The 20,551-nt window shown below is 69.5% G+C and carries 22 protein-coding genes; 14 read left to right on the top strand and 8 right to left on the bottom strand.

Translation table 11 applies throughout. From position 1 onward, the window contains the following. Positions 1-91 precede the first annotated feature (91 nt). Positions 92-481: an Aca2/YdiL-like domain-containing protein gene (locus ACT89H_RS28650; protein WP_445111785.1), complete on the bottom strand. Its 390-nt coding sequence runs from the start codon at positions 479-481 to the stop codon at positions 92-94. Between the two features lie 130 nt (positions 482-611). Between ACT89H_RS28650 and ACT89H_RS28645 the strand changes: the two genes are divergently transcribed. From ACT89H_RS28645 to ACT89H_RS28620, 6 genes are all read left to right on the top strand, one after another. After that, entirely contained in the window at positions 612-1,421 is an 810-nt protein-coding gene (locus tag ACT89H_RS28645) for an isoprenyl transferase (protein ID WP_445111784.1), read from the top strand. A gap of 11 nt (positions 1,422-1,432) precedes the next feature. Beyond that, positions 1,433-1,843: a YbjN domain-containing protein gene (locus tag ACT89H_RS28640; protein ID WP_445111787.1), complete on the top strand. Its 411-nt coding sequence runs from the start codon at positions 1,433-1,435 to the stop codon at positions 1,841-1,843. A gap of 77 nt (positions 1,844-1,920) precedes the next feature. Then, a complete protein-coding gene (locus tag ACT89H_RS28635; protein WP_445111783.1) occupies positions 1,921-2,862 on the top strand; it encodes an ABC transporter ATP-binding protein in 942 nt (313 codons plus the stop codon). 1 nt (position 2,863) lies between these two features. Beyond that, positions 2,864-3,637 (top strand): ABC transporter permease, encoded by a 774-nt coding sequence (locus tag ACT89H_RS28630; protein ID WP_445111782.1) that lies wholly within the window; start codon positions 2,864-2,866, stop codon positions 3,635-3,637. Positions 3,638-3,871: 234 nt separating this feature from the next. After that, the gene (locus tag ACT89H_RS28625) at positions 3,872-5,071 is read left to right on the top strand and encodes a sensor histidine kinase (protein WP_445111781.1); all 1,200 of its coding nucleotides are present in this window, start codon (positions 3,872-3,874) and stop codon (positions 5,069-5,071) included. After that, entirely contained in the window at positions 5,068-5,673 is a 606-nt protein-coding gene (locus ACT89H_RS28620) for a response regulator (protein ID WP_445111780.1), read from the top strand. Before ACT89H_RS28625 ends, ACT89H_RS28620 begins: the two co-directional genes overlap by 4 nt. Before the next feature lie 8 nt (positions 5,674-5,681). Here the strand turns inward: ACT89H_RS28620 and ACT89H_RS28615 are convergent, their stop codons facing one another. After that, the gene (locus ACT89H_RS28615; protein ID WP_445111779.1) at positions 5,682-6,299 is read right to left on the bottom strand and encodes a TetR/AcrR family transcriptional regulator; all 618 of its coding nucleotides are present in this window, start codon (positions 6,297-6,299) and stop codon (positions 5,682-5,684) included. A gap of 101 nt (positions 6,300-6,400) precedes the next feature. On the opposite strand from ACT89H_RS28615, the gene ACT89H_RS28610 reads away from it, so the two are divergent. After that, entirely contained in the window at positions 6,401-7,372 is a 972-nt protein-coding gene (locus ACT89H_RS28610) for a hypothetical protein (RefSeq protein ID WP_445111778.1), read from the top strand. Between the two features lie 95 nt (positions 7,373-7,467). Here ACT89H_RS28610 and ACT89H_RS28605 read toward each other — a convergent pair whose 3' ends face one another. The 3 genes from ACT89H_RS28605 to ACT89H_RS28595 form a co-directional block, all read right to left on the bottom strand. After that, positions 7,468-8,433 (bottom strand): hypothetical protein, encoded by a 966-nt coding sequence (locus tag ACT89H_RS28605; protein WP_445111777.1) that lies wholly within the window; start codon positions 8,431-8,433, stop codon positions 7,468-7,470. Positions 8,434-8,560: 127 nt separating this feature from the next. Next, positions 8,561-8,995, bottom strand: a complete 435-nt coding sequence (locus ACT89H_RS28600) for a Fur family transcriptional regulator (protein WP_445111776.1) — start codon at positions 8,993-8,995, stop codon at positions 8,561-8,563. Positions 8,996-8,998: 3 nt separating this feature from the next. Then, positions 8,999-9,349 (bottom strand): ArsR/SmtB family transcription factor, encoded by a 351-nt coding sequence (locus ACT89H_RS28595; RefSeq protein ID WP_445111775.1) that lies wholly within the window; start codon positions 9,347-9,349, stop codon positions 8,999-9,001. A 196-nt stretch (positions 9,350-9,545) separates the two neighbouring features. Between ACT89H_RS28595 and ACT89H_RS28590 the strand changes: the two genes are divergently transcribed. Beyond that, the gene (locus tag ACT89H_RS28590; RefSeq protein ID WP_445111774.1) at positions 9,546-10,937 is read left to right on the top strand and encodes a glycine--tRNA ligase; all 1,392 of its coding nucleotides are present in this window, start codon (positions 9,546-9,548) and stop codon (positions 10,935-10,937) included. Between the two features lie 47 nt (positions 10,938-10,984). Here the strand turns inward: ACT89H_RS28590 and ACT89H_RS28585 are convergent, their stop codons facing one another. Beyond that, positions 10,985-11,371, bottom strand: a complete 387-nt coding sequence (locus tag ACT89H_RS28585; protein ID WP_445111773.1) for a DUF1707 domain-containing protein — start codon at positions 11,369-11,371, stop codon at positions 10,985-10,987. A 63-nt stretch (positions 11,372-11,434) separates the two neighbouring features. Next, positions 11,435-12,043, bottom strand: a complete 609-nt coding sequence (locus ACT89H_RS28580; RefSeq protein WP_445111772.1) for a TenA family protein — start codon at positions 12,041-12,043, stop codon at positions 11,435-11,437. A gap of 66 nt (positions 12,044-12,109) precedes the next feature. On the opposite strand from ACT89H_RS28580, the gene ACT89H_RS28575 reads away from it, so the two are divergent. Further along, the gene (locus ACT89H_RS28575; RefSeq protein ID WP_445111771.1) at positions 12,110-13,372 is read left to right on the top strand and encodes a phthiocerol/phthiodiolone dimycocerosyl transferase family protein; all 1,263 of its coding nucleotides are present in this window, start codon (positions 12,110-12,112) and stop codon (positions 13,370-13,372) included. A 35-nt stretch (positions 13,373-13,407) separates the two neighbouring features. On the opposite strand, the gene ACT89H_RS28570 is transcribed toward ACT89H_RS28575, so the two are convergent. Then, the gene (locus ACT89H_RS28570) at positions 13,408-15,381 is read right to left on the bottom strand and encodes a TPM domain-containing protein (RefSeq protein ID WP_445111770.1); all 1,974 of its coding nucleotides are present in this window, start codon (positions 15,379-15,381) and stop codon (positions 13,408-13,410) included. A gap of 30 nt (positions 15,382-15,411) precedes the next feature. On the opposite strand from ACT89H_RS28570, the gene ACT89H_RS28565 reads away from it, so the two are divergent. The 5 genes from ACT89H_RS28565 (at position 15,412) to ACT89H_RS28545 (ending at position 20,488) form a co-directional block, all read left to right on the top strand. Next, positions 15,412-16,089 (top strand): MBL fold metallo-hydrolase, encoded by a 678-nt coding sequence (locus ACT89H_RS28565; RefSeq protein ID WP_445111769.1) that lies wholly within the window; start codon positions 15,412-15,414, stop codon positions 16,087-16,089. Between the two features lie 69 nt (positions 16,090-16,158). Continuing rightward, a complete protein-coding gene (locus ACT89H_RS28560) occupies positions 16,159-16,839 on the top strand; it encodes a YdcF family protein (protein WP_445111786.1) in 681 nt (226 codons plus the stop codon). Between the two features lie 6 nt (positions 16,840-16,845). Continuing rightward, a complete protein-coding gene (locus ACT89H_RS28555; RefSeq protein WP_445111768.1) occupies positions 16,846-18,105 on the top strand; it encodes a deoxyguanosinetriphosphate triphosphohydrolase in 1,260 nt (419 codons plus the stop codon). A 482-nt stretch (positions 18,106-18,587) separates the two neighbouring features. Further along, on the top strand, positions 18,588-19,742 hold the full coding sequence (locus ACT89H_RS28550; RefSeq protein WP_445111767.1) for an FIST signal transduction protein: 1,155 nt from the start codon (positions 18,588-18,590) through the stop codon (positions 19,740-19,742). Next, positions 19,739-20,488 (top strand): Mut7-C RNAse domain-containing protein, encoded by a 750-nt coding sequence (locus ACT89H_RS28545; RefSeq protein ID WP_445111766.1) that lies wholly within the window; start codon positions 19,739-19,741, stop codon positions 20,486-20,488. Before ACT89H_RS28550 ends, ACT89H_RS28545 begins: the two co-directional genes overlap by 4 nt. Positions 20,489-20,551 lie beyond the last annotated feature (63 nt).

The raw sequence follows: 20,551 nt of genomic DNA, 5'->3' as shown, positions 1-20,551 counted from the left end.
TTGAGTGAAGGCGAGGCAGCCGCTGGAAGGGCGCTGTTGGACGGAGTCCATCCTCAGTCCGCGCCGGGCCGAGCGAAGGCGAGGCAGCCGCTTACTCCACGAATTGGAGCTCTACCTGGGGCAGCTCGTTCATGACGCGGGCGCATACGGCACGGTGCCAGGTGGCCGGGTAGCGGGTGTCCGGCTCGTGCTTGGAGTAGGCGTCGTTGGTCCGGTAGGTGTGCAGGCGGGGGGAGATCTCCCCGGCGTCGATGGCGTCGACCATGGCCTCGACCACCTGTTCGGTCTCGTCCGCGATGGCGGCGAGCTCGCGGGCCACGGTGTCGGGGATCTGGAAGGCCCCCTTCTCCCATCGCTCGACGGTGCGCTCCGCGACCGCGAAGAATCGCGCGCACCACGGGACCGGAAGGCCGAGTAACTCACGAGTGGCCCGGAAACCCGCCGCGGTGCCGGTGCCTGGTAAATCGGTCAAATCGGTCATTTTCGAGAAACCCCTCCCCAGTATCACGATAGGGAAAGAATAGGTCACCGGTAGCGGTCGGAACCGTGGAATTCGTCAGCAGGCACCACGGCAGTGGGGGCGGCGAGAGCGATCAGGCAGGATAGAGGCCGTGATCCTCCGCCGAGACTCCGCTGCCGCGACCGACCCCGAGCCCGCGGGCGCCGTGCGTCCGCCCGCGCCGCATCCGTCGGGAGCTCGGCCGCCCCAGCTGCCGCCGGAACTGGTGCCCAATCATGTCGCGCTCGTCATGGACGGCAACGGGCGCTGGGCGCAGGAGCGTGGGCTGCCGCGCACCGCCGGGCACGAGCGCGGTGAGGCGGTGCTGATGGATACCGTGGAGGGCTGCATCGAGATCGGCGTCAAATGGTTGTCGGCCTACGCGTTCTCCACCGAGAATTGGCGGCGCAGCCCCGATGAGGTGCGCTTCCTCATGGGTTTCAACCGCGACGTGATCCGCAGGCGCCGCGACGAGATGCACGAGATGGGCGTCCGGGTGCGCTGGGCGGGGCGGCGACCGCGTCTGTGGCGCAGCGTGATCAAGGAATTGGAGATCGCCGAGGAACTCACCGAGCGCAACACGGTGATGACGCTGACCATGTGCGTCAACTACGGCGGCCGCGCCGAGATCGCCGACGCGGCGAGGGAGATCGCGCGCCGGGTGGCGGCGGGCGAGATCGACCCGGAGAAGGTCACCGAGGCGACGGTGGCGAAATACCTCGACGAGCCCGATATGCCGGACGTGGACCTGTTCCTGCGCCCGTCGGGTGAGTTCCGCAGCTCCAACTTCCTCATCTGGCAGTCCGCCTACGCCGAATATGTCTATCAGGACACGCTTTTCCCCGATTTCGATCGCCGGAACCTGTGGGAGGCATGTCTCCAGTACGCCGCGCGGGACCGCCGTTTCGGCGGCACCAAGTGAGCGGCGCGGACATGGGCGCGGCGGTGACTCCGGAGCAGGAGTTGCAGGCACGGGCCGGGGCCTGTCTGTCGAGCTACGGTGTCGACGTGCGTGTCGACGCCGAAGGGTCACTCGGTTTCGAGTACGAGGGTGCCCTTTCGTCGCTGCGCGCGGTGAATCTGGCACCCGGCTTGGACGTGCTGAGCCTCACCTGCGTGCTGGCCTGGGACCGGCCGTTGACACCGCAGCTGCACAAGCGCGTCGCCGAACGCAACAACGCGCTGCACTTCGGTTCGCTCACCGTGATAGCTCGCGGAAAGCTCGCCGACGTCATCCTGCGCTACACCTTCCCCGGCGCGGGACTGGACGACCAGGCGCTCACCACCATGCTGCTGCTCGTACTGTCCAACGCGAGCCGGGCCAGGCAGGGTCTGCTGCCCTGAGAGGCATGACAGCTGTCATGCCGAAGTCGTGACAGCCGTGCGGGGTTCGGGACCCGGTTTCCCGCGACCGTAGAGGCATGACTTCAGCAACGACCACCGCGGTCCAGCATCCGACGCGGCACGCGCCCGCTGTCGCGCTGCGCGACCTGCGCAAGAGTTTCCGTACTCCGGCCGGCGTGGTGCACGCCGTCGACGGCCTCGACCTGGTGATCGAGCCAGGGGAGATCGTCGCGTTCCTCGGTCCCAACGGCGCGGGCAAATCCACCAGCATCGACCTGCTGCTCGGCTTGGCGCGCCCGGACTCGGGCAGCGTCTCGGTCTTCGGCACGGAGCCGGAGCGAGCTGTCGCCGCGGGCCGCGTTTCCGCGGTGCTGCAATCGGGGGGCCTGCTGCCGGATCTCACCGTCGCGGAGACGGTGCGGCTGGTGGCCACGCTGCACGCGAGTGCGCGTCCCGTCGAGGAGGTGCTCACCCGCGCGGGCATCGCGGGGATCGCCGATCGTATGGTGGGCAAATGCTCCGGCGGCCAGCGGCAGCGGCTCCGGTTCGCGCTGGCGCTGTTGCCGGACCCGGAGTTGATCGTGCTCGACGAGCCCACCACCGGCATGGACGTCGAAGGACGCCGGGAATTCTGGAACGCGATGCGGGAGGATGCGCGGCGCGGCCGCACGGTCCTGTTCGCGACCCACTATCTGGACGAGGCCGACGCGTACGCCGACCGCATCGTGCTGGTGCGCGCGGGCCGGGTCGTCGCCGATGGCGGCGCGGCCGAGATCAAGAACCTGGCCGCGGGCCGGACCGTCGCCGCGACGTTGCCCGGCGCGGACCCGGCCCGGCTGCTCGCGGTCCCCGGGGTCGACGATGTCGAGTTGCGTGGTGACCGGATCCTGGTGCAGGCCAAGGACTCCGACGCCGTGGCGCGATTCCTGCTCAATCACACCGCCGCGGTCGACCTGGAGATCACCGCGCACAACCTGGAAACCGCCTTCCTCGCGCTGACCACGGCAGGAGATCACTGACATGACCACTCTGGTGTCTCGGCCCGCCGCCACCAGGCTCGGCGGATTCAGTTTCGGCTTTCTGCGGTTGGAACTGCGCCGCATGCTGCGCAACCGGCGGACGCTGATCTTCACGCTGATCCTGCCGCCGCTGTTGTTCGTCGTCTTCGGACTGCAATCCGACAACCGGACCCAATCCTATGGATCGGGGAACGTGACCGGTTACGTCATGGTGTCGATGGCGGTGTACGGCGCGATGCTGGCCACCACCACCGGCGGCGCCATGGTCGCCGTCGAGCGCGCGCAGGGATGGAGCCGGCAGTTGCGGCTCACACCGCTGCGGCCGATCGCGTACATCGCGACCAAGGTTGCGGTCGCGATGGTGCTCGGACTGATCTCGGTGACCACGGTTTTCGCGGTCGGAGCGGCGCTGGGCGCCCACCTCACGCCAGGCGCGTGGGTGGGGTGCTTCCTGCTCGCCTGGGTCGGCTCGCTCGTGTTCGCGGCCTTCGGTCTGTTCGTGGGCTATCTGGTGCCGTCGGAGAACGTGATGCAGCTGCTCGGGCCGGTGCTGGGCGGGCTGTCGTTCGCGGGCGGATTGTTCGTGCCACCGCACGGCTGGTTCGAGTCGGTGTCGAAAGTGTTCCCCACCAGCGGTGTCGCCACGCTGGCCCGGCTGCCGTTCGGCGTCACCGGCGGCGGGTCGGTCATCGCGGCGGTGATCAATATCGCGGTCTGGTCGGTGGTCTTCGTGCTCGGCGCGGCCGCGTTGTTCCGGCGTGACACCGCTCGCTGAACCCTGGTCGGGCAACCGGTCGTCCACCCGGACGGCCGGTTGCGCCGTTCGCGGCCAGTCGGGTGGTACGACGTTCCCTTGCCTCGGCGCGAAGAGCTTTTCCGGGCCCTCCGGCGGGACATACGTGCGAACCTCGGGCGGACCGGTTTCGGTAGCGTCGCTTCCCGTGATCGACGACGACCGGGGAGCCGCGCACCGCCGCCTCCGTCCCGCCCGGCCGCAGCGGGGTGGCGCATGGATGTGAAAACCTCGGGCAGTGCGCGGACGAGCAGGTCCGCCGGTCTCGTGGACGGTCTGCTCGACTGGCAATCGCTCGGCCCCGATGGACGGCGCAGGGGGTGGTTCGGCGCTGTCATGTCACTGGTCTGGCTGGTCTATCTGATCGGCCCGATCAGGCGGAACTGGAGCGGCGGCGAGCGCACGCAGGCGATGGCCGCCATGGTCTGCTTGCTCGCATTCGCGACGCTGATCATCGTCGCGTTCGTCGCGTTCCGCAGGTATGCCGAGCACAGCGTGCCCGACGACGCACCGGTCGACCGCAGGGCCTGGCTGCTGCTGGCGGCGATGGGGGCGTTGTCCGCGGCGATGGCGGCGCTGCTCGGCGGGGCCGCTGTGCCCACGGCGATCTATGTCGCGGTGGTCGCCGTGTTCGTGCTTCCGCTGCGCACTTCGGCCGTAGTCGTGGTCGCCATCATGACGATCATGCTGCTGGCCCCGGTCGCGATGGCGTCGTGGCATCTGGGTGGGACACCGTACTACCTCGCGTTCATTCCCGTGGCGGTGTGGTTGGCCAGACAACTCGGGCTGCGCGGTGACCGGCTGGCCGAGCTGGCGCGCAGGCAACGCGCGGAGCTGGAGCTCATCGAGGAGCGCAATCGTGTCGCCAGGGACGTGCACGACATCCTCGGCCATTCGCTCACCGTGATCACCGTGAAATCCGAGCTCGCGCACCGGCTGCTCGACGTGGACCCGAACCGGGCGCGGACCGAGCTGGCCGACATCGAACGGCTCGCGCGCGAAGCGCTGGCCGGGGTGCGCGAGACCGTCGGCGGGCTGCGGGAAGTATCGCTGCGCGGCGAACTGGCCAACGCACGGACCGCGCTGGCCGCCGCGGGTATTGCCGCCGAACTACCGCAACCGGCGAGCCTGCCGGACACGCCGTCCGGCGAATTGCTGGGCTGGGTGCTGCGCGAAGCGGTGACGAACGTGATCCGGCACAGCGCCGCGCGCCGCTGCACGGTGACCGTCACCGCGACGTCCATCGACGTGGTCGACGACGGCCGTGGCCTCCGCGCCGGCAGCGCGTCCGGTTCGGGGCTGGCCGGGCTGCGGGAGCGCGTGCGCGCCGCGGGTGGGACACTGACGCTGTCGACGCCGGAGGGTGGGGGTGTGCGCGTTCGCGCCACGATCCCGGATGGGAAGCGGGTGCCATGATCCGGCTGTTGCTGGCGGACGACCAAGCTCTGGTGCGCGGCGCGCTGGCCGCGCTGCTCGGACTGGAGAACGACCTGGAGGTGGTCGGCGAGGTCGGTCGCGGCGACGAGGTGCTCGACGCGGTCGCGCGGACCGGTCCCGACGTGGTGCTGCTGGACGTCGAGATGCCCGGGATGGACGGCATCACGGTGGCCGGGAAGCTGCACCTGGCCCATCCGGACGTGCGGATCCTGATGGTCACCACGTTCGGCAGGCCGGGTTATCTGCGTCGCGCGATCGACGCGGGCGCGACCGGTTTCGTCGTCAAGGACACTCCGGCCAGGGAATTGGCCGACGCCGTGCGGCGCGTGCGGATGGGGTTGCGGGTGATCGACCCGGGCCTGGCCGCGGAAACGTTGACGGCGGGCACCTCCCCGTTGACCGCGCGCGAGCGCGAGGTGCTCGCCGCGGCGGCCGACGGTGCGCCCGCGAGCGCCATCGCCAAGCGGTTGCACCTGTCGGAAGGCACGGTACGCAACCACCTTTCGTCGGCGATCGGCAAGACCGGCACGAGCACACGCGGCGAAGCGGTACGCGCGGCGGAGCGTCTCGGCTGGTTGTGACGGGCGGGTCAGCCGGCTACCGGACGTGCGGGCTCGCCGTAGGGCAGAAGAGTGCGCACGCCGAGCGCCAGCGTCTGCGGGTCGAGATCGCCGAGGATGAGGTGCTGGAGGATGAATCCCGGCAGCAGTCCGATGATCGCCTTGGCCACCGCGTCGACATCGGCGTCTTCGGGTAGCCAGCCTTTGTCGCGCATGCGCTCGGCGTAGGTCACCCACAGTGCGCGCATGGCGAGCATCGTCTCGCGGACCATCACCGCCGCGCCGGGATGCACCAGGGCCAAGGCCCAGGCCTGCGGCGCCAGCCGCACCGGACCGTCGGGGCCGCTGCGTCGCACGACCTCCTCGGCGATCATGGTGATCAGTTCGGCGGGCGTGGGCAGTGGTTCGCGGCGGATCGCATGGTCCATGGCGATGCGCAAGGCCACGGTGGTCTCGGTGGCGAGCGCGGTGATCAGCTCGTCCTTGCTCTTGAAGTAGCGGTAGACCGCACCGGCCGAGAGGCCCGATTCCGCGAAGACGTCCTGCATGGAGGTCTCATAGAACCCCTTGCGGGCGAAGCAGCGCCGCGCGGCGTCCATGATCTGCTGTCTGCGGCGTTCGAGGTGTTCTTCGGTGACTCGGGGCATAGGCCCAAAATAAAACGAATATCCGTTCTTGACAACACCGCGGCCGCATGCGACGGTAGGCCCAACTAAAAGAACGAGCATTCGATTTTTAGGAGAAGGCCATGAACACCACGCAGCGGGCGTTCGCTCTCGGCCTCGGCGCCGCCCTGCTCCAAGCGCTGATGCTGATCGCGTTCGCCTGGCCGGCCGCGAACATCGCGCCGCGTGACCTGCCGCTGGCTGTCACCGGTCCGCAGGCCGCGATGATCACCGGCAAGCTCGCCGAGCACAGTCCGGGCGCCTTCGAGATCAGCACGCCCGCGGACGAGGCCGCCGCCCGCGCCGCCATTCAGGACCGGGAGGTCTACGGGGCGATCGTCACCGGCGACGGGCCGCCGCGCGTACTTGTCGCCTCCGGCGCGAGTCCCGCTGTCGCGCAGCAGCTCACCCAGATCGGGCAGCAGCTGTCCGGCGCGCCCGCCGCCCGGGTCGAGGACGTGGTGGCGGCCGACTCCGACGATCCACGGGGCGCGGCGTTCGGCGCGATGGTGCTGCCGCTGGTGATGTCCGGTATCGCGGCGGGTGTGCTCCTGGCCCTGCTGATGCCGTCGATCGGGGGCAAGGTGCTCGGGCTGGTCACCTTCGGCGTCGTCGGCGGACTGCTCGGCATGGCGATCATTCAGGGCTGGCTGTCGGTGGTCCCCGGGTCCTACCCGGTGCTCGCGGCGGTCGGAGGGTTGGTGTCGTTCGCGGTCGCGGGCGCGGTGGTCGGGCTCGCCGCCGTCGTCGGCCGAGCCGGTATCGGCATCGCCGCGCTCACCCTGCTGCTGATCGGCAATCCGTTCTCGGCGGCCACCTCAGCGCCGGAGCTGTTGCCGCAGCCGTGGGGCGCGGTCGGCCAGTTGCTGCCGCCCGGCGCCGCCGCGTCGCTGCTGCGCTCGGTCGCGTTCTTCGACGGTGCCGGCGCGGCAGGGCCGCTGCTGGTGCTGCTGGTCTGGAGCGCGGCAGCACTCGCGCTGCTCGGTGTGGCCGCGTTGCGGGGTCGCCGGGCCGAGGCGCAGGTCCCGGCCCGGGATGCGGTCCCGGTCGGCTGAATCGGTCATCGCGGCGGGTCGCCCTCGCAGGAGGACGGCCCGCCGTCGGCGTTTCGCCGGGAATCGTTTCCCAGTGACGGCTTCGGGTGCTCGGCTCAGCCCACCGTGAACGACAGGGTGGGTGCGCCGGCCGCGCCCTCTTGCTTCTGGGCGTTGTACGTCACCGTGTAGGGGCCGGTCCCGGGGGAGGGCACCACGAAGATCACGTAGTTCTTCGGGTTGTCGATGGTCTCGTTCGCGTCGAGCAACTCGTTGATCGGGCCGCGGATGTCGGCGGGCACGGTCTTGCCGTCAGGAGTCCGGACGGTGAAGTAGTTGTAGAAGACGTTCGTCCCGCCCGCGGCGATGCCGGGCCCGCCGACGAGCTTGATGCGCAAGGCGAGATCGGACTTGCCGTTCTCGTTCTCGGTGTAGCTCGGGCTGATTCGGCCGCCGGTGATCTGGATGGTCGTCTGGTCCTGCACGAGGGTGCCGGTGACGGCCACCGTCCTGGGTTGGACACTGTCCACCTTGCCCGACGCGGCGAGCGGAATTTTGGTCTGGTTGTCGGCGGCCTGGCCGTACACGATGGTCAGCGTGTCGATGAGGTGCTCGGCGTCCTTGGCCGATTTGACCGACGTGGTCGCGGTGCCGGTGGCCGAACCGTTGCCGGGCACGGTCGGGCTGTCGAAGATCGCGCCGCCGTCCACTTCTTTGCCGACCAGCAGTGACGGCGTGACGCTCAGCATGTGGTTGTCGAGAGTGGTGTTCTTGTAGGTGATATCGATGCGCACCTTCGCCCCGCCGTATTCGTCCGGCACCACGGTCGCCTTGTCCACGGTGATGTCGAATCCGTCGTACCAGCCGGTCCTGCCGACGGTGCGGACCGTCGACTGCCCGTTCGTCCCGCTCGAACCGGCGGCGACTCCGGTGGCGGTGGCCGACGGGACCGCCACCGGCGTGCCGACCTCGTCCTGGCACGCCGACAGCAGCAGCACCGAGGCCGCGATGAGCGCGGCCCCGGCGACGGTCACGGCCCGGCGGCGCACCGGGCGTACGGATGAGTGGATGGTCGTTGACACGCTGCCTCCCAGCAGATGACGAATCCTTCGTATCGCGCCCGGATCGGCCCGGGCCCGTCGAGGATCTCGCCGGTGAATCTGCGCCGGCCGCAGCCGCGTTAACCCGACACGCCGGGAATCGCTCCGCTCACCCGTCGCATCGGCGCGCCGCCCCGCATGTCGTGCAGGTGCCGAAGATCTCGAGGGTGTGGCTGATCTCGGTGAAGCCGTGCTCGCCCGCGATCGTTTCGGCCCACGCCTCCACCGTCGGGCCCGCCACCTCCACGGTGCGGCCGCAATGCCGGCACACCAGATGGTGATGGTGGCCGGTGGAGCACTGGCGGTAGACCGACTCGCCGGAGTCGGTGCGCAGCACATCGACCATGCCCGCGTCGGCCAGCGACTGCAGCGTCCGGTAGACCGTGGTCAGCCCGATGCCTTCACCGCGTTTGCGCAGCTCGTCGTGTAGGTCCTGGGCGGATCGGAACTCATCGATGTCACCGAGCAGCGCGGCGATGGCGCTGCGCTGCCTGGTGCTGCGGATCCCGACCGGGTTCTGCGGAACGGCCGTGTTGTCTGGCACGAATCACCCTTCCTCGGCGTGCGCGACGGCGTCGACGACGATATGGGCCAGATGGTCGTCGACGAGTTCGTAGAGCACCTCGCGACCCGAACGCTCACCGTGCACGACACCGGCGGCCTTGAGGATACGCAGATGCTGACTGACCAATGGTTGCGTGACACCGAGCGCGTCGACCAGTTCGTGCACACACCGCGGTGATTCACGCAACTGCAGCACGATAGCAATCCGAACCGGCGCGGCCAGCGCGCGCAACAGCTCACCCGCGTTCTCCAGCACGGTTCGCGGGGGTACCGGCGCCGGTCCCGGCGACCGATACGGGTTGTGCGGCGGTGCCGCGGCGGTCTCGGCGGTCATGTCACCAACTCCTTAATGGAAAGCATTACCATTTTGCGTATGCACAGGTGCGCATGTCAAATGGGCGCGCGGGTGCGTGCGGTTGAAACCGGTCATAGCAGTGCCGATAGGCTTGGGCGCGATCGCAGCGTGCACGCAAAATTATTGCGTTGCGTGTACACGACAATCCGACTCGCAGTGGATGGAGAATTCTCGCGTGGCACCCAAGTCGAAGGTGGACACCGTTGCCAACCTCGCCAAGCGCCGGGGTCTGGTGTACCCGTGCGGTGAGATCTACGGAGGCACCAAGTCGGCGTGGGATTACGGGCCGCTGGGCGTCGAGCTCAAGGAGAACATCAAGAAGCAGTGGTGGCGCGCCATGGTCACCGGCCGTGAGGACGTCGTCGGTCTGGACTCCTCGGTGATCCTGCCCCGCCAGGTGTGGGTCGCCTCCGGTCACGTGGGCGTGTTCAATGACCCGCTTGTCGAGTGCCTCAACTGCCACCACCGCTTCCGGCAGGACCACCTGCAGGAGGCGTACGCGCTGAAGAACAAGATCGACGACCCGGACACGGTCTCGATGGAGCTTGTCGCGTGCCCGAACTGCGGCACCGTCGGCCGCTGGACCGAGCCGCGCGACTTCAACATGATGCTCAAGACCTACCTCGGCCCGATCGAGTCCGAGGAGGGCCTGCACTACCTGCGTCCGGAGACCGCCCAGGGCATCTTCGTGAACTTCGCCAACGTGATGACGACCGCGCGCAAGAAGCCGCCGTTCGGCATCGCGCAGATCGGCAAGAGCTTCCGCAACGAGATCACTCCGGGCAACTTCATCTTCCGCACCCGCGAGTTCGAGCAGATGGAGATGGAGTACTTCGTCAAGCCGGGTGAGGACGAGGAGTGGTACAAGTACTGGATCGAGACCCGGTTCTCCTGGTACACCGATCTCGGCATCGCCGCGGAGAACCTGCGGCTGTTCGTGCACCCGAAGGACAAACTCTCGCACTACTCGGCGGGCACCACTGACATCGAGTACCGCTTCGGCTTCCAGGGCAACGAGTGGGGTGAGCTGGAGGGCATCGCCAACCGCACCGACTTCGACCTGAAGACGCACTCCGAGCACTCCGGCACCGAGCTGAGCTTCTTCGACCAGGCCACCAACGAGCGCTACATCCCGTACGTCATCGAGCCCGCGGCGGGTCTCACCCGCTCGCTGATGGCCTTCCTGGTCGACGCCTACGCCGAGGACGAGGCGCCCAACGCCAAGGGCGGTGTCGACACCCGTACGGTGCTGCGCCTGGACCGCCGCCTGGCGCCGGTGAAGGCGGCGGTGCTGCCGCTGTCGCGCAACGCCGATCTCACGCCGAAGGCGAAAGACCTGGCCGCGCAGCTGCGCAAGCACTGGAACGTCGAGTTCGACGACGCGGGCGCCATCGGCCGCCGCTACCGCCGCCAGGACGAGATCGGCACGCCGTTCTGCATCACCGTCGACTTCGAGACGCTCGACGACCAGGCGGTGACCATCCGCGAACGCGACACGATGACTCAAGAGCGCATCGCGCTGGACAAGGTCGAGGGCTACTTGGCCCAGCACCTGATCGGCGCCTGAACTCCGGCGCGGCGCCCCGTGGTCGGCCCGGCCATGGGGGCTGTCGTTCAGTCTTTCTCGCGGGTGACGATCCCGATCGTGGTCGGAATGAGCAGCGCGAGGCCCCACGGCACCGCGACCCAGAACGGCCAGAAGTAACCCGCCCCGGTGGCCAGGTAGATCGCCAGGCACAGCGCGTTGACGAATACCCACGGTGTCCACATGATCGTGATCCACCGCGGGAAGCCGCGCGCGGGCGCGGGCCGTGATTCCCGTTGGGCGGGAAGGTCCGACAGCAGCGGCGCCAATTCGCCGTAGGTCTTGGCGGCATACACCTGTCGCAGCCGGTCGTCGAATTCGGCGAGCGACAGCCTGCCCTCGTTCATGGCGAGGCGCAGTTGGTCGATGATCTTCTCCCGATCGGCGTCGGAGGCCCGAACGTGGTCCTGACTCACGGTGTCAGAGTAGGTCTATTCGGGCGATGGCGCGGTGTGTTCATCAGTGGCAAGGGGATCAGGTCACAGCGGAACGTCCCAGAACGCCAGCTCGTGCCGGAGTCCTTCGCGGAACCGCTCTTCCGCCCGCTCCGGATCGGCCCCGGACTCGTCGATCATCTGCGCGCAGCGGCGGGTGAGGGCGGCGAATCCGGGATCGGCGTAGGTGTCCACCCAGCGCCGGTAGCGCGGTTCGGCGGGCGGGTGCTGGGCCAGCCGCGCCCCGAGCGTGGAGTATCCCCACATGCACGGGTAGAGCGCGGCGAGACCTTCGCCGTAGGACGCGGCGGCGTCCAGCAGAAACGCCGTGTACGCCGCGCAGGCAGCGCCTTTGACGGCGCCGTCGAGGTCCGCGCCGAACTCGGCGGCCAGCGAGCGGTGCAGCGACAGCTCCTCGTGGTAAGTGGCGTGCGCCAGGTCGACCAGGTCGCCGAGATGGGCTGCCGGAGCCTGCCATGCGAGACGGGCGAACACCCGGACGTAATCGAGCAGGAACAGGTAGTCCTGCTCCAGCCAGGACCGGAAGACCGGTTCGGGCAGGGTGCCCTGGGCGATACCCAGCACGGTGGGATGGGCGAGTTGTTCCTCCACCGCGGGAAGGCCGATCTTCTCCAGACGCGCCGCGAGACTCATACCCGCAGTCTTCCGCATCCGCCCGGTCGGTTTGCACCCGCGCCGATCGTGCCGCACCCTTGCCGTGTGTTGTGGGATGAGGACGCTGTGATTCGGGTGCTGGCGCCGTCGGAGCAGCGGTTCGTGCGGCATGGCACCTACACGGGCCGGTCGGTGTCGGTGCGGGGAGCGCTCGACGTGGCGGCGCTGCGGGAGGCATTCGCGCAGTTGCGGCGCGCCTACCCGGTGATCGGGTGCAGAATCGCGGAAGACGCTGCGGGGCAGGGATATCTGCTCGCCGCGCAGGAGAAGGTGTGGGCTCCGGTTTCCGTGCGCGAGGATGACCCGGCGGAGATCGGCATTCCCGTGCTGGATCCGGCGGTCCAGCTGGCCTATCTGGACGTTGTCGGCTCGCGCGCGGACGAGTGGCGCGTCACCCTGTTCGCTCACCACAGCGTCGCCGACGCGGGCCACTGCGTCGAACTGCTGTCCCGACTATGGGATCGCTATACCGGCATTGTCGAAGGCCAGCCGAGAAACTGTGCACCACACCCGATTCCGCAATCCTTGGAGTGGCATGTGGCGGCGCGCGGCATCACCGCGACCGCGCGGTCCGGCTTCGAGGACGTGACCGCACCGCTCCCGCCGGACGCGCGGAACGTGCCGTCCGACCGCGCGGAACCCGCGTCGAGTACGCTCGCCCGTCCGGTGCGTGCGCGACTGAACCGGGCGGCCACCGACCGGATCGTCGATCTCGCACGCACCTGCGGGGTGACGGTCAACGGCCTGCTCACCGCCGCACTGCTGCGCGCGTATGCCCGTGCGACCGTCGGCGGTGCAACGGCTTTGGGCTGTCTGTATCCGGTGGACCTGCGCAACCGGCTGGAGCCGCCGGTCGCCGCCTCGGCGGGCACCAACATGGCCGGACTGGCATCCTTCGCGGCCGAGGTGGATCCGGCCGCCGGCCCGGTAGAACTGGCGCAACGCATTTCGGCTCGACTGACCCGCGACCTGTCCGAAGGCGTCGTGCGGCAGTCGGTACTCCATTTCCCGGATTACTACGGCACGAGCAGGATCCACTCGCTGGCCGGGCACATCGCGATGACCAACACCGGCGTCGTCCCGGTATTCCACACACCCGCTGATCTGGAGCTCACCGATTACGAGATCGTCTACGTCTCGGCGCATCCTCGCCCGTCCGCGGGCGCGTCGGCCGCGGTCACCTTCCTGGCCTACACGTTCGCACGGGAACTGACCGTCGGCGTGCTCGGCGGCGGCGCGCGTGCCGACGGCCTGCCGGAGGCAGTGCGAGCCGAGCTGACCGCCTTGTCCGCAGCCGAGGCTCGTTGATCGTGATCGCCTTGTCCGCGGCCGAGGCTCGTTGATCAGAATCTGCCGCCGCGGCCGATTCGCCGGGAGCCGGACGAGCCACCGTAGGAGCCGGGGCTCCAGCCTCCCCCCGAATGCCGGGCGCCGCTCGCCGCCCCACGGAGCAGTCCTTCGAGCAGGATACCGCCGAGTACCGCGCCGGTCTGGGCGCTGCCGGAAGGCGCCTGTCGCGTCTCCCAGGCCTGCACACTGGCCTGCGCCGCCTGGAGCGCGCGCCCGGCCAGATCCGCCGCGGCCTGCGCGTGCCGCAGTGCGTCGACGGGATCGCTCGCGCTCGACCGCTGCGCCTCGTCCAGGTGGCGCTGTGCTTCCGACAGGCGGGTGCGCGCTTCGGCGTCGATGCCGCCGCGCCGGGTGCCGATGTAGTCGGTGGCCGAACCGATTCGGGCGCGGGCGTCGGTGAGCGCTCGGTCGACCCTGCGTTGCAGGTCCTCGGCAGCGAGTTTGCGGCCGGTTGCCTCCACCACGGCACGGTCGAGGTCGGCGTCGGCCGTGACCGCGCTGTGGAAGGCGCTCAGCGGATCGGTGTCACGCATAGCGCTCGCCTGCTCCAGCGCGGACTGCGCGGCGCTGCGGGCGGCGGCCAGTTCCGGCCCGCCGTAGTCGGCGAGCTCGGCGGCGGCGGCGAGGTCGCGGCGCAATTCGTCCAGTACACCCGGCAGACCGTCGCGGGCCTGCTGAATGGCGCTCGACGCGTTGTCGACCGCGTCGAGCAGGGCACGGGCCTGACCGATCGCGGCCTCGGCCGATCGAATGGCGGCGACGGCGCCGCCTTGCTCGCCGACCGGCTCGGTGAGTGCGGAACGTCCCGCGTCGACGTTCTGCTCGGCGAACGCGAGGCGCTCGCGGGCCATCCGCACGTTGTCCGCGATCGGCGCGAGCACACTCGCCGGATGGGTGGCGGCGAGCCTGCCGAGCTGGGCTTCCGAATCGGGAATCCGGGCGGTCACGTCGACAACGTCCCTGGTGAGGGCGTCCAGCCGAACCGAGGCGTCGAGCAGCAGATCGCGCATGGCGTCGAATTCCGCGACCTGCGCGTCGAGTTCCCGATCGGCGCGCCCCACTGTGCTGATCAGCTCGACCAGCAGCGAGCGCTGTTCGTCCGGTGTTTCCGGGATTGCGTCGTCCAAGCGCTGCCGGATCGCGAAAGCGTCGGCCGCAGCCGCTTTCGCATTGTCGAGGGCGGTCCGGAAGACCGTGGTGGCGGTGGCGCCGAACTCGCCGGTGGCGAGTTCGAGTTCCTCTCCGCTGGTGCGAATCGCGTTGTCGATCTCCACCAGCGTCTCCCGTGAGCGGGCCTGCAGCGCTTCCAACGGCAGTGCCGACAGCGCCGTCGTGTTCTCCGGATCCAGCTGCCGCGCCGCCGCCAGCTCGGCCTCGGACCGTTCGCGCCGCCGTTTGCGCGCGTACCAGACGAGCCCGCCCGCCACCAGAACCACCAGCAGGCCGATGACGAGCAGGGCGCGAACGCTCACCCCGCCGCCGCGCATGGCCGCGTCCAGCCCGTCGGCCGTCGCGACCCCCGCGTCGGCCCAGCGTCCGTCGCGCAGGGCGGGCTCGACCTTGCCGATCAGCATGTCGTCGAGCTCGGAATCGCTGACCTCGCCGGGCACTTCGCCCTCCAGCCAGTACGCGCGATCCTCGGTGGCGACCGCAAGCAACAGGTCCCGTTCGCCGAACCCGGATATCGAGGCGGTGCGCCTGGCCCAGGCCCGCGGGTCGAGCCCGTCGAAACCGCGCACATACACCACCCACAGCCGCAGCTGCCGGTCGGCGTAGAGCTGATCCACCGCACTGCGCACCCGATCGAGCTGCCCCTGATCGAGCGCACCGGCCGGATTCTCCACATAGGTGTTCATCCGCAGCGGCGGTTCCGCCGCGATCGTCGGAGCGCCCAGCAGGGCGAGCGCGGCCAAGAGGACGCTGATCGCGAGCAAGCGGACAAAGCGGATCCGCGACGGCAGTGACATGGCACGAATCTAACTCGCTAGCATTGCTTCGTGATCACCATAGATCGCCCGTACAGCGGCCGGCTGTCACCGGGTTCGAACCCGCAACAGCGCGATGTCCCCGGCGCCCGCATAGTCAAAATGTCCGTCGGCGGTATGGACAACAACTTCTACCTGGTGCAGTGCGCCGGCACCGGCGCGGCCCTGCTCATCGACGCCGCCAACGAGGCGCCCCGCATCGCGGACCTCGTCGAGCAGGAGGCGCCCGGTCAGGTCCAGCTGATCGTCACCACCCACCAGCACCGCGACCACTGGATGGCGCTGCGGGAGACCACCGCGGCCACCGGCGCTCCCACCGCGGCGCATCCGCTCGACGCCGACCCGCTGCCGGTCCGCCCCGATCGGCTGCTGGCCGAGGGCGACACCGTCACCATCGGCGATCTGGTCTTCGAAGTCATCCACCTGCGCGGCCACACGCCGGGCTCGATCACCCTCGCGCTCACCGACGCGGCGGGACGTACCCACCTGTTCACCGGGGACTCGCTGTTCCCCGGCGGCGTCGGGCGCACCACCTCCCCGGCGGACTTCACCTCACTGTTCACCGACGTGTCCGCCAAGCTCTTCGACCGCTACCCCGACGACACCGTGGTCTACCCCGGCCACGGCAACGACACCACGCTCGGTGCCGAGCGGCCCAGCCTTCCGGCCTGGCGCGACCGCGGCTGGTAACCGCCCTGCCGGTAACCGGTCCGGGGCCCGCGCCGCTCCTGGCAGACTTGGGGAGTGAATTTGCCAACGATGCGCACCCGAGCGCTCCCTGCGCCCGGATCTGCGCGGCCACAAGGCTTCGGGGCCGGGTTGCTGCGCTGGACGCGGCGGCTCGCCGTCGGTTCCGTCGTGATGGGCGCGGTGCTGGTCGGCGGGACCGCCTTCCGCGTGTGGCAGGTGGCGCGCATCGACGACTACACGAAGGCCGACGCGATCGTCGTGCTCGGCGCGGCGCAGTACTCGGGCACGCCGTCCTCGGTGTTCGAGGCGCGACTCGACCAGGCGTACAAGCTGTTCCGAGCCGGTGTCGCGCCGCGTGTCATCACCGTGGGCGGCAAGCAGGAGGGCGATCTGTTCACCGAAGCCGCCTCGGGCAAGAACTATCTGCAGGCGCGCGGCGTGCCCGCCGACAAGATCCTCGCCGTGGAAACCGGATCGGACACCCTGCGCAGCATCGAAGCGGTGGTCACGGCGATGCGGGCGCGGGACATGTCGTCGGCGGTGCTGGTCAGCGATCCCTGGCATTCGCTGCGCACCCGCACCATGGCTCGCGACGAGGGGCTGGCGGCGTGGACCGCCCCCACCCGAACCGGCCCCGCCGTCTACACCCGCGAATCCCAGGCGCACGGCATCGCCAGGGAAACCGGCGCCCTGCTGTGGTATCAGCTCACACACTTCTCGGCGGATTTCACCTACACGGCGGGACAGTGAGGCTCGATGAGCGCCCGGTACACCGATCACGACACTGAACGCCTCGTCGTCGAGGGCGCCAAGACCGCGGGGCTCGGCCCGCCGCGCAGTGAGTTCGAGACCGGCCACCGGACCGAATTCGCCCGCGACCGGGCCCGCGTACTGCACTCCGCGGCGCTGCGCAGACTGGCCGACAAGACTCAGGTCATGGGTCCGCGCGAGGCGGACACCCCGCGCACCCGGCTCACGCATTCCCTGGAGGTCGCCCAGATCGGCCGCAGCATCGCCGACGGACTCGGCTGTGATCCGGACCTGGTCGACCTGGCCGGTCTCGCCCATGACATCGGCCACCCGCCCTACGGCCACAACGGTGAGAAAGCCCTCGACACCTTCGCCGACGCTTTCGGCGGCTTCGAAGGCAACGCGCAGAACCTGCGCATCCTCACCCGCATCGAACCGAAGGTGCTCGAGCCCGACGGCGCCAGCGCGGGCCTCAACCTCACCCGCGCCGCACTCGACGCCGCGCTCAAATATCCCTGGGGCCGAACCGGTCCCGGAACCAAGTTCGGCGCCTACGAGGTCGACACCGAGCGCCTGGAGTGGATCCGCAAGGGTGCGCCGGACCGGCGTCGCAGCCTCGAATGCCAGATCATGGACTGGTCCGACGACGTCGCCTACTCGGTGCACGACGTCGAGGACGGCGTCATCGCGGGCCGGATCGATCTGCGCGCACTGGCCGACCCCGCCGAACAGGACGCGCTGGCCGCGCTCGGCCAATTCCAGCACTCGCTGGCCGCCGACGAACTGATCGCCGCCGCGCAACGACTGTCGGAACTCCCCGTGGTCGCGGCGGCGTCCGGATACGACGGCACGTTCACCGCCTCGGTCGCGTTGAAGCGCCTCACCAGCGAGCTCGTCGGCCGGTTCGCCACCGCGGCGATCATGGCGACGAGAGCGGTGGCCGGGCCGCAACCGCTGTCCCGGTACAACGCGGACCTGGAAGTGCCGCGCATCGTCGCCGCCGAGGTGGCGCTGCTGAAGACCGTCGCGTTGCGCTACGTGATGTCCGACCCGGCGCACCGGCTGCGGCAGGCAGCCCAGCGCGAACGCATCCTCGCCGTAGCCGATCGCTTGCTCGCCACCGTTCCCGGCAGTCTCGATCCGCTGTTGCTGCCGTTCTGGAACGCCGCCGGCGACGACACCGCCCGCGTGCGTGTCGTCGTCGACCAGATCGCCTCCTACACCGAAAGCCGGCTGGAGCGAGTCGCGGGCGAGCTGAACACCTAGGCGAACCTCCGCCTTCGCTGCGGCCATGCGCGGGTTTGGGGACGGACTACGTCCGGCAGCGCCTTTTGTGCGAACCTCCGCCTTCGCTGCGGCCATGCGCGGGTCTGATGACGGACTACGTCCGGCAGCGCCTTTTGTGCGAACCTCCGCCTTCGCTGCGGCCATGCGGGCTACGGCGTCACGCCCACAGGTCGTCGGAGGACTCCGCTCGGACCATTTTCACCAGCGCGCTGTGCAATTCCTTGGCCGACGCGCTCACATCGCCGGACCTCTCCGGGCTGGGAAGAGGGATGACGCGTCGCCTGCCGCCTCGACAGCTATCGGTTCGCAACCTGCCCGCCACCGTGGCCGCTCCCGTCGCCGACGGTCTTCGTCCTCACCCCGCGCATCGGACCGTCTGCGCGAGTGGCTCGTGTTCTCCGATCAAAACTATTGTGCTGCAACCAAATTCAAAATATTCCCAAGGTGGCTACCATAGAGGGGTGCGGATCGGAGTAGGGCTCTCCACCGCGCCCGAAGCGCGGCGCGCGGGCATGGAAGCCGCGGCGCACGCCCGCGACGAGATCGCGGGCGAGGCGCCGTCGCTCGCTGTGCTGCTCGCGTCCCGCGCGCACACCGACGACGCGGTGGAGGTGCTCTCCGGCGTCCACCGGACGGTCCGGGTGCCCGCCCTGATCGGATGCGTGGCCCAGGCGGTGGTGGCGGGTCGCCGCGAGATCGAGGACGAACCCGCGGTGGCCGTGTGGCTGGCCGCCGGACTACCCGCCGCCGAAACCTTCCAGTTGGACTTCCTTCGCACGGCCAGCGGCGGACTCCTCGCCGGCTATCGCTTCGACAAGGCCGCACGCGACTTCCACCTGCTGCTGCCCGACCCCTACTCCTTCCCGGCCGATCTGCTGCTGGAGTACGTGAACACGGATCTGCCCGGCACCGTGGTGATGGGCGGGTTGGTGAGCGGCGGACACGGCCCGGAAGGCAGCCGCCTGTTCCGCGACCACGCCGTGGTGACCTCGGGCGCGGTCGGCGTGCGCCTTCCCGGCCTGCACAACGTACCGATCGTGTCCCAGGGCTGCCGTCCGATCGGCTATCCCTACACCGTCACCGGCGCGGACGGCACCGTGATCACCGGGCTCGGCGGCCTGCCCCCGATCGAGCGGTTGCGTCAGATCGTCGCCGTGCTGCCACCCGACCAGCAGGAAGAGCTCGCGCGGGGTCTCCAGATCGGGTTCGTCGTCGACGAGCATCTGGCCGAGCCCGGGCAGGGTGACTTCCTGATCCGCGGCCTGCTCGGCGCCGATCCGGCCAGCGGCGCGATCGAGGTGGGCGAGGTCGTGGAAGTCGGCACCACCGTCCAATTCCAGGTCCGCGACGCGATCGGAGCCGATCACGACCTGCGGGCGGCACTGGCGCGGGCCCGCACCGACCTTTCCGGACCGCCGGCCGGCGCCTTGCTGTTCACCTGCAACGGACGCGGCCGCCGGATGTTCGGTGTCGCCGACCACGACGCCACGACCATCGAGGACGTGCTCGACGGCATCCCCCTCGCGGGCTTCTTCGCCGCCGGCGAGATCGGGCCCATCGCTGGCCGCAACGCACTGCACGGATTCACGGCGTCGATGGCGCTGTTCGTCGAATGAGCGTCGATCTCCGCGTCTACGCCGAGCTGAACGATTTCCTGCGGCCCCGCGAGCGATACGCCGTCCTGCGCCGGCCGTGCCACCCGCACCAGACCGTCAAAGACGTCATCGAGGCCGCGGGGATTCCGCACACGGAGGTCGACCTGGTGCTGGTCGACGGAGAACCGGTCGACTTCGACCATCACCCCCGCCCCGGCGGGCGGATCACCGCGTATCCCGTGTTCGAGACACTCGACATCGGCCGGGTGACGTTGGTCCGCCCCCATCCGCTGCGCGAGCCGCGCTTCCTCGCGGACGTGAACCTGGGCGGTCTCGCCAAGCTCATGCGGCTGATGGGGCTCGACGTGCACTGCCGGTGGGACGCCGAGGACGCCGAACTCGCCGAGGCGTCGGCGGCCGAGCACCGGATTCTGCTCACCCGGGACCGGGGGCTGCTGAAGCGCCGCAACGTCACACATGGCGTCTACATCTGGTCGGATCGGCCGGTCGACCAGGCCGTGGAGGTGATCCGGCGGCTCGACCTCGTCGCGTGCCTGGATCCGTTCACCCGCTGCCTGCGGTGCGGCGGTGTCGTCGCCGAGGTCGACAAAGCCGAGGTCGAGGATCGTCTCCAACCGCTCACCCGGCGCTACTACGACATCTTCCGGCAGTGCCGCGAGTGCGGCCGGATCTACTGGCAAGGCTCTCATCAGGCTCGTCTGGCCGAAACGGTCGCCGCGATCCGCGCGGAACTGGATCGCTCCTGATCTCGGCAGCCCCCGCTCGCGGGGCAGGTTCGGGCGGAACTCGCGAGGCGTCGGGCGCCCGGG

It is taken from the genome of Nocardia aegles, assembly GCF_052545135.1.
The sequence above is the reverse complement of the archived record's forward strand: the minus strand, read 5'-3'. Positions and strand labels throughout refer to the sequence as shown.

Bases quoted from the DNA above. Each gene is read 5' to 3' on its own strand.
- ACT89H_RS28650 (WP_445111785.1), bottom strand. From the start codon at position 481: ATGACCGATTTGACCGATTTACCAGGCACCGGCACCGCGGCGGGTTTC.
- ACT89H_RS28640 (WP_445111787.1), top strand. From the start codon at position 1,433: ATGGGCGCGGCGGTGACTCCGGAGCAGGAGTTGCAGGCACGGGCCGGG.
- ACT89H_RS28635 (WP_445111783.1), top strand. From the start codon at position 1,921: ATGACTTCAGCAACGACCACCGCGGTCCAGCATCCGACGCGGCACGCG.
- ACT89H_RS28630 (WP_445111782.1), top strand. From the start codon at position 2,864: ATGACCACTCTGGTGTCTCGGCCCGCCGCCACCAGGCTCGGCGGATTC.
- ACT89H_RS28625 (WP_445111781.1), top strand. From the start codon at position 3,872: ATGGATGTGAAAACCTCGGGCAGTGCGCGGACGAGCAGGTCCGCCGGT.
- ACT89H_RS28620 (WP_445111780.1), top strand. From the start codon at position 5,068: ATGATCCGGCTGTTGCTGGCGGACGACCAAGCTCTGGTGCGCGGCGCG.
- ACT89H_RS28615 (WP_445111779.1), bottom strand. From the start codon at position 6,299: ATGCCCCGAGTCACCGAAGAACACCTCGAACGCCGCAGACAGCAGATC.
- ACT89H_RS28610 (WP_445111778.1), top strand. From the start codon at position 6,401: ATGAACACCACGCAGCGGGCGTTCGCTCTCGGCCTCGGCGCCGCCCTG.
- ACT89H_RS28595 (WP_445111775.1), bottom strand. From the start codon at position 9,349: ATGACCGCCGAGACCGCCGCGGCACCGCCGCACAACCCGTATCGGTCG.
- ACT89H_RS28580 (WP_445111772.1), bottom strand. From the start codon at position 12,043: ATGAGTCTCGCGGCGCGTCTGGAGAAGATCGGCCTTCCCGCGGTGGAG.
- ACT89H_RS28570 (WP_445111770.1), bottom strand. From the start codon at position 15,381: ATGTCACTGCCGTCGCGGATCCGCTTTGTCCGCTTGCTCGCGATCAGC.
- ACT89H_RS28560 (WP_445111786.1), top strand. From the start codon at position 16,159: ATGCGCACCCGAGCGCTCCCTGCGCCCGGATCTGCGCGGCCACAAGGC.
- ACT89H_RS28555 (WP_445111768.1), top strand. From the start codon at position 16,846: ATGAGCGCCCGGTACACCGATCACGACACTGAACGCCTCGTCGTCGAG.
- ACT89H_RS28545 (WP_445111766.1), top strand. From the start codon at position 19,739: ATGAGCGTCGATCTCCGCGTCTACGCCGAGCTGAACGATTTCCTGCGG.